Source organism: Marinobacter sp. MIT930201, assembly GCF_047122665.1.
Taxonomy (GTDB): domain Bacteria; phylum Pseudomonadota; class Gammaproteobacteria; order Pseudomonadales; family Oleiphilaceae; genus Marinobacter; species Marinobacter salarius.
The window spans coordinates 3,620,608-3,634,931 of record NZ_CP138916.1 but is presented as its reverse complement, the minus strand read 5'-3'; the positions used below and the strand labels follow the sequence as shown (position 1 = coordinate 3,634,931).

Annotated in this window: 11 protein-coding genes; 4 read left to right on the top strand and 7 right to left on the bottom strand. The window is 55.6% G+C overall.

Features of this window, described 5'->3' with window-relative positions; genetic code table 11:
* Window positions 1-10 precede the first annotated feature (10 nt).
* Window positions 11-493 carry a YajQ family cyclic di-GMP-binding protein gene (locus tag SIC19_RS16545; protein ID WP_036210083.1) on the bottom strand — a complete coding sequence of 161 codons (483 nt, stop codon included), beginning with the start codon at window positions 491-493 and terminating at the stop codon, window positions 11-13.
* Window positions 494-639: 146 nt separating this feature from the next.
* On the opposite strand from SIC19_RS16545, the gene SIC19_RS16540 reads away from it, so the two are divergent.
* Window positions 640-1,608 (top strand): response regulator, encoded by a 969-nt coding sequence (locus SIC19_RS16540; RefSeq protein WP_007155700.1) that lies wholly within the window; start codon window positions 640-642, stop codon window positions 1,606-1,608.
* A 283-nt stretch (window positions 1,609-1,891) separates the two neighbouring features.
* The gene (locus SIC19_RS16535) at window positions 1,892-2,917 is read left to right on the top strand and encodes an AraC family transcriptional regulator (RefSeq protein ID WP_289599996.1); all 1,026 of its coding nucleotides are present in this window, start codon (window positions 1,892-1,894) and stop codon (window positions 2,915-2,917) included.
* On the opposite strand, the gene SIC19_RS16530 is transcribed toward SIC19_RS16535, so the two are convergent.
* The 5 genes from SIC19_RS16530 to SIC19_RS16510 all read right to left on the bottom strand — a co-directional run bounded on the left by SIC19_RS16530 (window position 2,914) and on the right by SIC19_RS16510 (window position 8,948).
* Window positions 2,914-4,125, bottom strand: a complete 1,212-nt coding sequence (locus tag SIC19_RS16530; protein WP_036210071.1) for an argininosuccinate synthase — start codon at window positions 4,123-4,125, stop codon at window positions 2,914-2,916. The two genes, SIC19_RS16535 and SIC19_RS16530, sit on opposite strands and share 4 nt — an antisense overlap.
* Before the next feature lie 181 nt (window positions 4,126-4,306).
* A complete protein-coding gene (fliS, locus tag SIC19_RS16525) occupies window positions 4,307-4,708 on the bottom strand; it encodes a flagellar export chaperone FliS (protein ID WP_007154096.1) in 402 nt (133 codons plus the stop codon).
* 36 nt (window positions 4,709-4,744) lie between these two features.
* Window positions 4,745-6,736 carry a flagellar filament capping protein FliD gene (fliD, locus tag SIC19_RS16520; RefSeq protein WP_085679976.1) on the bottom strand — a complete coding sequence of 664 codons (1,992 nt, stop codon included), beginning with the start codon at window positions 6,734-6,736 and terminating at the stop codon, window positions 4,745-4,747.
* Window positions 6,737-6,918: 182 nt separating this feature from the next.
* A complete protein-coding gene (locus SIC19_RS16515) occupies window positions 6,919-7,359 on the bottom strand; it encodes a flagellar protein FlaG (protein ID WP_041332462.1) in 441 nt (146 codons plus the stop codon).
* 71 nt (window positions 7,360-7,430) lie between these two features.
* Window positions 7,431-8,948 (bottom strand): flagellin, encoded by a 1,518-nt coding sequence (locus SIC19_RS16510; RefSeq protein ID WP_228209812.1) that lies wholly within the window; start codon window positions 8,946-8,948, stop codon window positions 7,431-7,433.
* A gap of 382 nt (window positions 8,949-9,330) precedes the next feature.
* Between SIC19_RS16510 and SIC19_RS16505 the strand changes: the two genes are divergently transcribed.
* Both SIC19_RS16505 and SIC19_RS16500 read left to right on the top strand, forming a co-directional pair.
* On the top strand, window positions 9,331-10,842 hold the full coding sequence (locus SIC19_RS16505) for a flagellin (protein ID WP_085679970.1): 1,512 nt from the start codon (window positions 9,331-9,333) through the stop codon (window positions 10,840-10,842).
* Between the two features lie 34 nt (window positions 10,843-10,876).
* Complete coding sequence (locus SIC19_RS16500; protein ID WP_289600002.1) at window positions 10,877-12,874, top strand: tetratricopeptide repeat protein; 1,998 nt, start codon at window positions 10,877-10,879, stop codon at window positions 12,872-12,874.
* Here the strand turns inward: SIC19_RS16500 and sbcB are convergent.
* Window positions 12,871-14,316, bottom strand: coding sequence for an exodeoxyribonuclease I (gene sbcB, locus SIC19_RS16495; protein ID WP_228209814.1), 1,446 nt, complete (start codon window positions 14,314-14,316; stop codon window positions 12,871-12,873). The two genes, SIC19_RS16500 and sbcB, sit on opposite strands and share 4 nt — an antisense overlap.
* Window positions 14,317-14,324: the final 8 nt, after the last annotated feature.

The window sequence follows — 14,324 nt, the reverse complement described above, 5'->3', positions numbered from 1 at the left end:
GGCTCCCGGTTCAGTCGCGGAAATTATTGAACTGCAGTGGAATATCCAGCTCTGCTTCCTTTAACAGCGCAATCGCCGTTTGCAGGTCGTCGCGTTTTTTCCCTTTTACCCTTACCTTGTCACCTTCGATGCTGGCCTGGACCTTGAGCTTACCGTCCTTAATCATTTTAACGATCTTCTTGGCCATGTCGGTTTCGATTCCCTGCTTCAATTGCAGATGCTGCTTGACCAGTTTGCCGGCTTTGCTTTCTCCGTCTTCGGACAACGCCCGGGAATCGATATTGCGCTTGGCGAAGGCCATGCGCAGCATGTCCATCAACTGCTCCAACTGGAATTCCTGTTCGGCGCTGATGGTGATGCCTTTGTCGTCCAGTTCGATGTCCGCGTCCACGTTCTTGAAGTCCCAGCGATTGCCCAGCTCGCGCTTGGCCTGGTCCACGGCGTTGGTGACTTCGTGCATGTCGATTTCAGAAACGATGTCAAAAGAAGGCATGATGTGTTCTCACTTTTTACAATTATCCACGTCAGGGCACGTACAAAACGCTATACTGGTGCCCTTCTGGTTGCGCAAGGTGCCAAAGCATACCAAGACCGGGCCGGCACCGCATCTGACAATGGACTGGTGAGTAGTAGTTAACAATGCCAAATCTTGATCTTCCCATCCTCGTGGTAGACGACGCCAAATTCAGCAGTATGGTGGTGGGCCGAACCCTCCGCAATGCAGGGTACCGCGACGTACGAATCGCCAACAATGCCCCTGCCGCGCTTGAGTTTATTGACCAACGCCCGGTCAGTGTGCTGATTGCCGACTGGTTGATGCCGGAGATGGACGGGCTGGAGCTGACCGATCAGGTCCGCCAGCAGGATGAGCAGAACAACCACTACACCTACGTGATCCTGCTCACCGCCCGGGAGAGCGTGGAGGCCCTGTCAGAAGCATTCGACCGGGGCGTCGACGATTTCATCTATAAATCGGACATGACCAAGCAGCTGATTCCAAGGATTTTCGCGGCCGACCGCATGGCAGACCGCCAGAACACCCTGCTGCGCGCCAATTCCCTGTTGATCGAGAACAACCGCGAACTGGAAAGCAGCAACATCATTGATCTTGAAACGGGCCTCTGCAACAACCGTTATGCCCGGAATAAGCTGGGCAAATGCCTGCGGCAGGCGGAATCCCGAGGCGGTGCTTCTGCCTATGTGCTGTGCGGCATTCGCAACTGGCAGGAACTCAAGCGTAAGCACGCTCCCTCGGTGATGAGTGAGCTGGCCGTTGGCATCGCCCGCCGCCTGAGCCACCTGATCCGGCCCATGGATTCCCTGTGCCGCGTGGGCGACAACCAGTACGCGATTATCGCTCACTTCCCAAACAGCGACCATTGCTCCACAACGGCTTTTCGCCGCGTATTCGACGGCATTAACCACAAAGCTCTGAAGACCACGGCGGGTTACATCTCGGTTGAGGCAGGCATGGTGCTTTGCAGGGCGGATGCCCAAAACGGCACCCCCTCGGTTCAGGAGATGGAGCGTGCAGCAGTTCAAGGCTTGGTAGATGCCTATGAGACCCGGCGGTTTACCGAGACCAGGCCAGAGCTTGAGAAAGCCTGAAGGAAGAGTGTCGGATTACGCTACGTAACACTGCGACACACATCACAAACAGACTTCCATGAGCGAAAGCCCTATTCTGAAATTGTGGATTTAAGCAGTATCCCCCATGGCGGAGGAGCCGAGTAGTACCTCCGCCGCCAAATGGGGAAAGTCCGCAGAATTAACGAATTTTTCAGGCACTTTCGTTCTTTCCTTGTTTTTAAGCCAGCTTCTTAGCTGGCTTTTTTCTTTTCTGCTTCCGTTATACTGATGGCAACAATAACCCCAAGACGTTGCCGTAATCATGAAGACCCTCGGAACCGCCTCCGTAGCAGCCCTAAGACAATATGTCCGCGCCGCCAATACCCAAGGCCTGGATACCTCAGCACTGTTCAGCAACGCCGGGCTTGATGCGTCGATTCTCCAGACCGACGACGAGCGTATAAACGGCGAGCAGTTCCAGGCATTCATACGGCTGCTTTGTGAACAAAGCAATAACCTCATCCTCGGCCTTGAAACCGGTGACTTCGTGCAACCGGGGTCCTACAGTGTTCTCGGGTATATCACCATGAGCTCCGCCACGCTGGGAGAAGCAGTAGCTCGTATAGCCCCGTTCGAGAAACTGGTCGGCGACATGGGAACGACGCAAATTGCGGGTAGCGGCGATCACATCAAACTGATCTGGGCCTGCAACTACACCGACCCGGTCGTTCGCCCCCAGATGGTGGACAACGTCTTCGCCTCCTGGATCAACTACGCCCGGTGGCTGGCCGACAACAACGCCGCCTCGCCAGTGGAAGTACACCTCGAACACCCTTCCCCCGGGCCGGAGTTGGAGAGCGCCTACACGGAACGCTGGGGCTGCCCGGTACGTTTTCGTTCCAACGAAGATGCCATTGTTCTGCACAAAGACCTGCTGGGCACTCCCCTACGCCAGCCTGACCCACTGCTGCGAAAAACCCTGGAAGCCCACGCCCTCAGCCAACTGGCCACCCTGGAAACCGACACAGCCCTCACCAACCGGGTTAAACACAGCATTCGCAAACAGTTGATGCACGGCATCACCCGCCAGGACATGGTCGCAGACCATCTGGGTATGACCAGCCGAACGCTGCAGAGAAAACTTAGCCAGGAAGGTGTTTCGTATCAGCAGTTGCTGGACGAGGTAAGACAGGCAATGGCGGAAGATTTTTTGACGAACAGCGAACTGGGCATTCCGGAGATAGCGTTGAGGCTGGGGTACAGCGAAACAACGTCGTTTCACCGAAAGTTCAAAGCAGAGACGGGGAAGACGCCCGGAGAGTTCCGGGCGTCACGGGAGGCCACTTAAAGCTTGCGACCCTTGCCAGCCGCAATCCTCAACCGAAGCGCATTCAGCTTGATAAAGCCTTCAGCATCCTTCTGATCGTAGGCGCCCTGGTCTTCCTCGAAGGTCGCAATCTTCTCATCGAACAGTGAATCGTCAGACTTACGCCCAACCACATCCACGTTGCCCTTGTAGAGCTTCAGGCGCACGGTACCGTTTACATAAGTCTGGGTCTGGTCGATCAGCGCCTGCAGCGCTTCCCGCTCAGGGGACCACCAGTAACCGTTGTAAATCACCTCCGCATAACGCGGCATGATGCTGTCCTTCAGGTGCGCCACTTCGCGGTCCAGGGTGATGGACTCAATCGCACGGTGGGCGCGCAGCATGATGGTGCCGCCCGGAGTTTCGTAACAACCGCGGGATTTCATACCCACATAACGGTTCTCAACAATGTCCAGACGACCAATCCCGTTCTCGCCGGCGACCTTGTTCAGATGTTCAAGCACCTCGTGAGGCTTCATGGCCTGGCCATCAATCGCCACGATATCGCCTTTCTCATAGGTCACTTCGATATAGGAAGGCGTGTCGGGCGCTGCTTCCGGAGACACACTCCAGCGCCACATATCTTCCTCGGCTTCCGCCCAGGGATCTTCCAGGTTGATACCTTCGTAAGAAATATGCAGCAAGTTGGCATCCATGGAGTATGGGCTCTTGCCCTTCTTCTTCTCCACCGGAATGTTGCGCTCGTCGCAATAAGCCAGCAGCTTCTCACGGGAATTCAGATCCCACTCACGCCAGGGTGCAATCACCTTCACACCCGGCTTCAGTGCGTAGGCACCTAACTCGAAACGAACCTGATCATTGCCCTTGCCGGTAGCGCCGTGGGAAATCGCGTCCGCACCGGTTTCGTTGGCAATCTCAATCAAACGACGGGAGATCAGCGGGCGTGCGATGGAGGTACCCAGCAGGTACTCCCCTTCGTAGATGGTGTTGGCGCGGAACATCGGGAACACGTAGTCACGAACGAATTCCTCGCGCAGGTCCTCAATGTAGATTTCCTTCACGCCCAGCGCTTTCGCTTTCTCACGCGCCGGCTCAACTTCCTCGCCCTGGCCGATGTCGGCGGTGAACGTCACCACCTCACACTCATAGGTATCCTGCAACCAGCGAACGATTACCGAGGTATCCAGGCCACCGGAATACGCCAGAACCACCTTTTTAATATCAGACATGCCCTTGCTCCAGACTGAACAGAATGGATGTATCAAAAATAAGGGGCGTATTGTACGGGACAGCGGGGGGAATGGCTATTGGGGCAAGAGTGCGACCTCGTTACTGGCCGCGGATGCCACCGGCAGGGCGCCAGGTGGCATCTTGGATAGAATGCACGGTATTCACACCAGAACGTCGTATTCAGACAGCCTGCTGTTGCTTGGAGGTAGCCTCTTCGCGGATGCCATCCCAGCCGTCTTTGATTGAGCGCAGAAGGTCCGCGACTTCATCAAGCTTAGCGACGTCATTCTTGGCATTCGCTTCAAAAAGGGTCCGCTCCATGTAGTCATAAAGCGATTCCAGGCGCACGGCCAGATCGCCACCTTTCTCGAAATCCAGAAAGCCACGGAGGCCACCGATGATTTCAATCGCTTTGGAAATCAATCGGCCTTTGCCCTCAAAATCCTTCGCCTGCATCCTGGCTTTGGCCATGTTAATGCGTTCCAACGCTCCGTTGTAAAGAAGCTGGATCAGCTTGTGAGGATCGGCATCCGTAATGCTGGTTTGGGCGTTTACGCGTTGGTAAGCCTGTAAACCGTTCATAAGTGACCTCTTTATTCGCTTTTCGTGCAATAAACATCAATTGTTATTGCGATTATTCTGTGGTGCCAGCGCAGCAAGCTGCTGGCTCACAAAGTCCTGTGTACTGTTCAGTTGCGAGATCAATGAATCCGCAGCTGTAAATTGACTCACCAGGCGCTCTCGATAGGCTGTAATTCTCTCTTCCAGCCGAATCTGATTTTCCTGAATTCGCTCCAGATCGCGGTTCAGGCTCTCGGTTCTGGTATCAATTGCACCATCGGCACCGACAAAGTTGGTGATCAGGTCAACCGTACGTTCGCCAACACCTTCAATAAATTGTATCGAGCCTCGACTTCCAGTCTGATCGCCCAATATTTGTACCTGGAGCCCAGACGCAGCACCGCTGTTTTCGCCCAGAAACAGTGTTTGCCCTTCGCCTTCAGCTGTTCTTCCGTCAATGGTACCCGCAACATCGAGGCCATCCGTGCTTGTGGCGGCATCCAATCCAAACGTAGCCGCGCTTTCAGCGGACGACAAGGTGACCGAAGACTCGCTGCCGTAGGTGGAGGAAGAGAAAACCAGCTCATCCCCAGCCCCCAGGCTCACCTGAACGGACCCATCTGACGCGTTCAGCGCGTTGTTGCTATTAAGCTGAGCCTGAATCTCGTCAACCAGATCCTGTGCACTGTTGTAAGTCTGCTGTGTAAGCTGAAGGTTAACGGAGGTATCACCATTAACCAGCAGTGAAAACTCATCATTTGTTCCGTCAATAGTAACGGGAAAAGTGGCTGCGGCATTCCCGGCAAGCGTGCCTTGGGTCGCAGCCTGGGTCACGTTGATATCATAGGTTCCAGGTTCGGTGTTTACACCACTGCGAACAAACTCTACCTGGCTGTCGGTAGCCCTGCCCTGTTCGGCAAACAAGGCCGTGACATCGTCCGGATTAGCCTTTAACTGCGCCATGAACTCTTCGCGGTCAAATTCCAGAGAGCCAGTCTCGAAATTTGTGGTAATACCCACATCCGCCAGACTTCGGACACTTGCGTCTTCAAGCCCGGGAACAACGCGGGTCAGCACTTGGCGGAGTTGGTTCTGAATACCCCGAATAACGCTATCGCCAGTCAGAAGGCTTCCGCTACCGCTCTCTGCATTGAATCCTGCCAGCGCATCAATGGTTTCCTGCAGGCCATTAAATTTCTCGACAAAGCCCTGGACACGGTCTGCTACCGCTCCGAGATCCTGTTCAACCTTAACCGTGGACGTACCAGTGGCAGTCAGATCAAATGTCAAACCATCAATGACGTTCTCAAAACTATTGGTAGAACGGGTAACCTCTACGCCATTGATACTCATCACGGCGTCCGACGCGGCGATTGTCTCATTGAGACCGGCGCCCGCATCCATTGATGTGTTAAACGCAAAACGGGAAAGCCCCTGGGCATCGGTATCCGTGCCGGCGCTGTCGCCCGATACGGAAATACTAACGGCGTTTGCCGTACCGGTTTCGTCTGCCGATAGTACGAGCTGGAAACCACTACCGGTATCGATTACGCCCGCTGAAACCCCTGCATCAGAATCGTTGATCGCGTTTGCCAGGCCCTGCAACGTGTCGTTACTGCTGTCTATAACAATATTGGTGGTGTTGTCACCAACAGAAAGCGTCATTGTTCCCTGGCCAACACTGGTCTTGTCGCGATCCGCGAATACATCACGAGACGCGAGCGCCTGAGCACTGGCGAGACTTGTCACATCGACACTGTAAGTACCGCGGTTAGCCTTGGAGCTGTCCACAGACACAGCAACGTCTTCGTTGGACGACGTTGCAGAAAAGGCTTTGAGATTATCTGGAGCACTCAATTGCCGCATTGGAAGGCGCAGCTCTGTTACTGCACTGCGAAGCGTGCCATAGGCAGAAATCAGCGCCTGGGTGCGCTCGGTTTTCTGAGCCAAACGATTTTCCGTCGGTGCCCGTTCCGCTTGCACCAACTGATCGACCAACTCGGAGGTCAGAACACCAGACCCGATACCCAACGATGATATATTTGCCATAGTATGTGCCTCCTCAGGAGGGCAATTTCCAATGCTATTCCATATATCGGCCTGAAGCGGCAAAACTTTGCCTTTTCTACCGACCAATTTTGTAACCACATGTAAGCAAAACACCGCCGGCCCCTTTCGGGTGCGGCGGTGCTGAACAACCGTTTTCAACGTCAGGCCAAGAGCGGCAAACTCTAGACCTTCGTGTTGAATAACGTCAGCGGTTCATCCTGCTGCAAGTTTTCTGCCAACCTCAACGCAACTTCATCCGGAATTTGCCGAATAACCTCTTGGGTGGACTGATCGACGACCTTGACGATCGTCTGTCCCCGCTCGTTATCCACTTCAAACTGCAAATCCCTCTGGACCGTCTGAACGAAATCGTTCAGTTGAGACACGGCATCATCCAATTTCTCTTTCTGTGCCTCACTGCGCCTTTCGAGCCTCTCAGCTTTCGAAAGTTCCTGAGCCCCGGACAACAACTCCGAACGCTCAGCAAGACCAGGTGATGAAGGTGCAGTCAGGGCGGAGGCATTCCTGCCTTCGGCCTGAGATGACGAAATTGCCCGAGCCGGAGCTTGCTCGCTGGAACGAATCAGCTTCAAATCCGGGCCATTCAGGTTAACGCCATTCATAGCTCACCTCGCTATCCTCATACAGCAGTAAACCGGGGCCCAAAGACCCCGGCCTTGCCGTTATGCCCCTGTTACTGCAGGAGGGACAGAACCTGCTGCGGGCGGGCATTCGCCTGCGCCAGTACAGAGATACCAGCCTGCTGGAGAACCTGAGACTTAGACAGTTTTGCAGTTTCAGCCGCAAAGTCTGCATCCAGGATACGACTGTTGGCGGCACTCAGGTTTTCGGAAGTTGTCGCCAGGTTTGCAATTGTACTCTCGAAGCGGTTCTGGATTGCACCAAGGTCAGCCCGAATAGAGTTCACCCTGGACAACGCCGAGTCTACTACTGCAATCGCAGATGCAGCTCCGTCCTCGCTGCTAATGTCGATCTGTGCGACTGTATTTGCAGAGCCGCTATTAACATCACCTGCTGCACTATTAAAAATCGAGCCGGCATCATCTCCAACGCTTGAGCTCGCTGAAAACGCCTGATCGGCCGACAGTTCAACGGTGCCGGTTACTACAGTGGAATCCGTATTGGTGCCAGTTGTATTCGCTGAAGTCAGATCGATTGCAGTTTGGGCGGTTGTGCCGTCACCAGCACCCGCGACTTCAATTGTATCTCCGTCTGCCGCACCCAGAAAGGTAAGTCCGATGTCTTTACCTGTTGACTGAGAAAGCACAATTTCATTACTGGAGTTAATCTCTGCAGAAACTCCAGTCGTACCTGTCAGACCATTGATTGCATCAGCAAGTGCAGAAAGATCACCGGTAGTCACACTGGCAGTTGCCGTTGCGGACTGACCGCCACTCTCAATCGTCAAGCTTACGGAGCCACCTGCACTCAGGTTTGACAAAGTCGCGGAGGTTGACGCTGTCGCAGAAACACCAGTCGCCCCAGAAATGTCATTGACCTGACCTGCAATCTGCTCAGCCGACTCACCACCAGTCAGACTGAATGAGCCCTGAGCGACAGGGCCGTTGATAGTGACGTCTTGCGCCGCTACCGTGTTTGTGCCTGGAATTGTGGCGTTCGGGTTCGCCGCAGTACCCAAACCAAAGTTGGCATCTTCACTACCGGCTGTCAGGGAATAATTCGCAAGGTCAGTTGTTTTAGCGCTACCTACATCAACCGAGATAGTCTGATTCGCGTTAGCACCCACCTGGAATTTCTGAGCAGTAAAGCTGCCATCCAACAGATTCAAACCATTGAACTGAGTTGTCTCAGCAATTCTCTGCATCTCCTGTTGAAGCTGGTTTACTTCTGACTGAAGCGCAGAGCGATCCGACGAGGAGTTAGTAGAGTTCGCCGACTGAATGGACAGATCCCGGATACGCTGCAGAATGTTGGTCGTTTCTTCTAAAGCACCTTCAGCCGTCTGTGCCAGAGAAATACCGTCATTCGCGTTGCGCTGAGCCACATTCAACCCAGAAATCTGAGACTGGAAGCGGGTGGAAATCGCAAGACCTGCCGCATCATCTTTAGCGGAGTTGATGCGAAGACCGGAAGACAGGCGCTGCAAGGCTTGGTCAGAAAGGCTTTGCGATTTGCCCAACTGGTTCTGAGCTGACAGTGACGCAACGTTAGTGTTAATACCGAGAGCCATATTGCTTCTCCTTCGACATATGTCGTTATTTCATGGAAAAGGAATGGCGCCCATTTTCAGTTTGGGAGCGCCTCCCTGTTATTGCGCTTAACGGCGCCCCCGTCCGTACCTTTAGAAAAAATTAACGGTATTTTGTAAGGGAATGTAAAAGCGGCAATAGTCTTCCTTATACCGCTACATGTTGACGATTGGACTCATGCTCCAGACTTCAAAACAGACTAATAAAACCAATACCAATCAATGCTTTACAAAAAAAACTCCGAAACTGGCACAACCTTCGCTTACCTCCCTGCAAAACGGCAATTAAATGAACTTCCGCCGGCAAGGCGTCCATTTTGATCGGGCACCGGGTTACCGGCATCTCTGAGCAGGGAGAAATGTTATGCCTCAGATCATCAACACCAATATCGCGTCGCTGAATGCTCAGCGAAACCTGAACACTTCACAGGAAGACTCCAACGTTGCCCTGCAGCGGCTGTCATCCGGCCTGCGCATCAACTCCGCCAAGGACGATGCCGCCGGGCTTGCCATCTCTGAGCGATTCACATCGCAGATCAAAGGCCTCAACCAGGCCATTCGAAACGCCAACGACGGTATTTCTCTGGCTCAGACTGCTGAAGGCGCGCTGGGCGAATCCGGGAACATCCTGCAGCGCATTCGGGAACTGGCGGTACAATCCGCCAACGCAACGAACTCCGCATCTGACAGGAAGGCCCTGCAGTCCGAAGTAAACCAGCTAAAAGGCGAGCTGGAGCGCATTGCCACCACCACCGAGTTCAACGGGCTGAAACTCCTGGACGGCACCTTCCAGGCCCAAAAATTCCAGGCTGGCGCCAATGAAAACCAGAGCATCGCCGTTTCCATCGAAGGCGCCCGAACCGCCGACCTGGCCAACAACACGCTCGACGCGGCCAACGCAACCCTGAACCAGGGCACCGGTTCAACAACGGCAGCGAATGCGACGTTACCCGCACAAAACACGATCGCCACGCAGAATCTCACCATTTCCAGCTCGCTGGACAGCCAGGTGGTGCCCATTACAGCAGGTGACACGGCAGAAGACATCGCCGCAGCCATCAACGACATTGGTGCCACGACGGGTGTGAACGCGACGGCAAGAACATCGGCGACCCTGAGCAACACCGCTACCACGCCAATCGCCGTGCCTCAAACCGTGTCGCTCACCCTTTCCAATGGGAGCAGCTCAGCGACCATTTCCGCGCAGATCACCGATGCAAACGACCTCTCAGCGATTGCACGTGAGGTGAACGCCGCGTCTGGCAAGACCGGCATTACCGCGGAAGTTGCTAACGACGGCAGTATCACGCTGATTCAGGAACAGGGTAAAGACATCACTATCGAAGACTTTACCGCTGCCGGCTCTCAACAGTTGGCGGTACAGGGTAGCGGCGACCCGAGCGCCATCGAACTGACAAGTGGTGGAGCTAATGCCACACGGGTTGCCGGCGAATTGACGCTGGACTCGTCCGTTAGCTTCGCCGCGACGTCTGACGCCACCCTGGCCGCAGGCAGCGTCCTGAACAGTGCGCAGAATACCGCTGCCGGCTCTACGCCTGAAGAAGTGGCAGGTATCGATATAAGCACCGTTGACGGCGCCACCAGCGCACTCGCAGTTGTGGACGCGGCATTGGAAACCATCAGTGGCATTCGTGCCGACCTGGGCGCCGCCCAGAATCGACTCGAGTCGACCATTGCCAACCTGAGCACGACCTCTGAGAACCTGTCGGCCGCGCGCTCACGGATTCGTGATGCAGACTTTGCCGCTGAATCCGCAGAACTCGCCCGCACCCAGGTGCTGCAGCAGGCCGGCTTGTCGGTATTGGCCCAGGCCAACGCAAGGCCACAGCAGGTTCTGCAGTTGCTGCAGGGTTAATCGGGTTTCGTCACAGAGTCAAAGGGGTAGCCCCATGCAAGCACAGCACAACATCCATGCCACAGACGCACAAAAAGCCCACATTGCGCGGCTACTGCTGCAGGCAAACCTGGCTTATGCCGAGTCAAACAGCCCGACATCGCTGGTTCAGCGTCTCAAGGCGCGGCAGGAATGCCGTGACTACCTGAATGAGGTTCTGGCGCAGGAACCCGGTAACGCAGGCGCGCTGGGCTTGATGGGGCGTGTGGAAATGGACGAAGGGGCACTTGATAAGGCACACACCCTGTTCACGGACAGCCTGAGCCATGACCCGGCACAGCCCCAGCAGTTCACCAACCTGGGCTACTGGGCAATCAAGTCCGAGCGCCCGGCCCTGGCGGAGCAGTATTTCATCCAGGCCCTGGAAATGGACCGGCAATCCGCCGCCGCTTTCGGCGGAGTCGCCCATGCCAAGCGCCTGCAGGGCCAGTTCGACGTAGCCTATCTGCACTACCGCAAGCTGCTGGAAATGGGCCTGGAATGGCCGTCTATCTATAGTGGCATGCTGACTTGTGCGGAGCATCTGGATGTGAACAGGGCTGACACCAAATTGGCCCGCGACGCTATCCTTCTGCTGCGACATGACGGCCTGCCCCACCAGGAAATCGGCCGTTTCGTAGGCGCCATCATCCGCCAGCAATACGATCTGGAAAACCCGAATGCCCAAGTGGCTCTGGACGCCGCCAGCGAGGACGAACTGCTGATCCTGGCACTGGAAAAAACCCTGATGCCAGACCCAGCCGTGGAAGAGCTGGCCACCCTGCTGCGCCGGGCGATTATCGCGGAAGTCGCACAGACTGTTGAACTGCGGGACGAACTTCAACCGCTGGCGCTGGCCCTGGCGGTCTACGCCGATCGCACCGGTTACGCCCTGACCGCGGAGGACGACGAAGAACGGCTGGCCTCAGCCATCAACGACAGCATTTGCGCCCAACTTGCCATGGGCGAGCAACAGGATGGCATGATCGGTTCGCTGATCATCAGTGCCATGTACGGCGCTCTGTTCCATCAGAAGTATGCTGTACACCTTGGCCGCTGGAACCTGGTGGACTGGCCGGTTGCCATGCAGGGGATGATGGCCGCGAGCTACTATAACCGCGCGTCGGAAGAGGCCATCAAACAGAATTTCGACGAGAAATCAGCCGAGCTTTGTCTGGAGAAAACCGATGTGCCCCAGGCCTGGCCCAACTGGTCGAAACTTGCCTATCGCTCCGAAACCAGCCTGAAAGCCATAATGGCGACCGAGCTGGGCATGAGTACCGAGCAATTGCCGGAAACGATCCGAATCATGGTGTGTGGCGCCCAGTCCGGCCAGCGCGCCATGGAACTGGCGCACTACCTGAAAGACGTGGAAGTAATCGCCGTGGATGAATCCCTGGCCAACGTTGCCAAGGCAACGCGACTCGCGGGCGAGATGGGCATCAGCAACATCGTGTTCTGGCCCTGGTCCATCGCCCAGCAATTCGTCGCCGATGACCACAAGGTGCACTGGATCGAAATCGGGCGCCTGCCGTCAACAAGCATGACCGAGGTGTCCCTCGCAGCCCTGGTGAGTTCAGCGACCGGCAACGGTGCTGTTGTCCATATGCACACCGCCGTCAACGAACAGACCGATGGCGACAAACAGATCCGCCGCCTGATCTCCCAACACGACCTCAAACCGACACGTACGGCCCTGCGTCAACTCCGACGGATGGTACTGACCAATCGGCAGGATCCGATGTGGCAATCCTTGGTTGCCGAAACCGACTTCTACGGCCTGGGTGGCTGCCGCGACCGTTGGTTCAGTGAGCAGGATTCCAGGCAGCTAAAAGAGCTGATGGCGCTGCTCAGCAACGAAGTGGACTGGAAACTGGCAAAAGCCCGGGACACCGACGGCCACAGCCTCGCCACCAAGCCTGTACAGAAACAGATCCAGGCTGAGGCTCTGGGAAGCGAGGTGCAAAGCTTGATGGGTCAAGGCCTGTCCGTGTACTTCCAGCGCCGGCGCTAGACGTAAGGAATCAGGGATTCACCATAGAGGTGAAGCTCTTCCAGAACATGCCGCTTTTCCGGCGTAAGCTCCGGATCAGCGGCAAGATTCTGCAAAATCTTGAAGAACTCCTCCAGAGACCGCCACCCTTTCTTGGGCTGCATCAGCCGCTGCTGACGAAAGACTTCCCACTTCTCCTGCTCTTCGGATATCAGCGTATTGGGGTAATTCCTGGCGCGATAGCGAAACACCATTTCTTCCAGACGACCATCCTCAAACCGTACTTCCTGCTCTCCCAGGGTTTCTACCGGCTGTTGCAATAGCCAGTTGAGCTTCTCGCGGTCGGTTTTGCTGATAAAACCGCCAGCGTAAAGCTGTTCGTCCGGATCCGTCAGGTCACCTTCATGGGGGTGATCGAAGGCCTGAGCGATTCGGGCTGGCAGATCCGGCGCCTTGCGCAAAATGGCCAGGTGCTCACGCAGCTTGTCGCCGTCCAGTTCCAGCTCGGCAAGCCGCTCCTCAGAGAGGGATTTCAGCATGGTGGCGGGGGCCAGTACCGGGCACTTGTTCAGTTGCACGCCTTTGAGTGGAAAACGGCTGGTGCCCTCCCCTAACTCCGCCTGGGAAGTAAATACCCGCTCACGGATCTGCTCAGGCGTAGCGTGAATCAACTCGCTTGGGTCTTCGCGCAGGTCGTACACGATCACCAGGTTCTTGTTGGTGGGGTGATCAGCCAATGGCGCCACCATTGCGCAGCAACCACGGGTGGCCGGGTACTTTGCGGAAATGTGGAACACTGGCTTCATACTGGCAGTATCCAGCATGGCGCGGGCGGAGTGCTTGTCCTTGTTTTGCAGCACAAACTCAAACAGCTTTGGCTGCTTTTCCTTGATCAGCTTTGCCACCGCGATGGTAGCCTCTACATCCGACAGAGCATCGTGAGCGGCTTCATGGGCAATGCCGTTGGCGACCGTGAGTTCTTCCAACTTGAAACTGGGGCTGCCGTCTTCCTTCTTTGGCCATTGAATACCCTCTGGTCGCAACGCGTAGGTCAGGCGCACCATGTCGATGATATCCCAGCGGGAATTGCCGTTCTGCCATTCTCTGGCATAAGGGTCACGAAGGTTACGGTACAGGGTATGGCGGGACACTTCGTCATCGAAGCGCAGGCTATTGTAACCCACGGCGCAAGTGCCGGGCTGGCTGAAGGCCTCGTTGACCTGTGCGATAAACTCCGCCTCGGGAAAACCGTCTTCCAATGCCTTTTGTGGGGTAATGCCGGTAATCAGGCAGGCTTCTGGCGAGGGCACGTAGTCGTCAGCCGGTGCGCAGTAGATAATCAGCGGGTCTTCGATGATGTTCAGATCTGCATCGGTGCGCACCCCGGCAAACTGGGAGGGACGATCGTGTACGGGGTCGACACCAAAGGTTTCGTAGTCGTGCCAGTAGAAAGAACGGATCACCGAGAGAA

What these genes read in the sequence shown, in the direction of transcription:
- SIC19_RS16545 (WP_036210083.1), bottom strand. Translation starts at nt 493, where the DNA reads ATGCCTTCTTTTGACATCGTTTCTGAAATCGACATGCACGAAGTCACC.
- SIC19_RS16540 (WP_007155700.1), top strand. Translation starts at nt 640, where the DNA reads ATGCCAAATCTTGATCTTCCCATCCTCGTGGTAGACGACGCCAAATTC.
- SIC19_RS16535 (WP_289599996.1), top strand. Translation starts at nt 1,892, where the DNA reads ATGAAGACCCTCGGAACCGCCTCCGTAGCAGCCCTAAGACAATATGTC.
- SIC19_RS16530 (WP_036210071.1), bottom strand. Translation starts at nt 4,125, where the DNA reads ATGTCTGATATTAAAAAGGTGGTTCTGGCGTATTCCGGTGGCCTGGAT.
- fliS (WP_007154096.1), bottom strand. Translation starts at nt 4,708, where the DNA reads ATGAACGGTTTACAGGCTTACCAACGCGTAAACGCCCAAACCAGCATT.
- fliD (WP_085679976.1), bottom strand. Translation starts at nt 6,736, where the DNA reads ATGGCAAATATATCATCGTTGGGTATCGGGTCTGGTGTTCTGACCTCC.
- SIC19_RS16515 (WP_041332462.1), bottom strand. Translation starts at nt 7,359, where the DNA reads ATGAATGGCGTTAACCTGAATGGCCCGGATTTGAAGCTGATTCGTTCC.
- SIC19_RS16510 (WP_228209812.1), bottom strand. Translation starts at nt 8,948, where the DNA reads ATGGCTCTCGGTATTAACACTAACGTTGCGTCACTGTCAGCTCAGAAC.
- SIC19_RS16505 (WP_085679970.1), top strand. Translation starts at nt 9,331, where the DNA reads ATGCCTCAGATCATCAACACCAATATCGCGTCGCTGAATGCTCAGCGA.
- SIC19_RS16500 (WP_289600002.1), top strand. Translation starts at nt 10,877, where the DNA reads ATGCAAGCACAGCACAACATCCATGCCACAGACGCACAAAAAGCCCAC.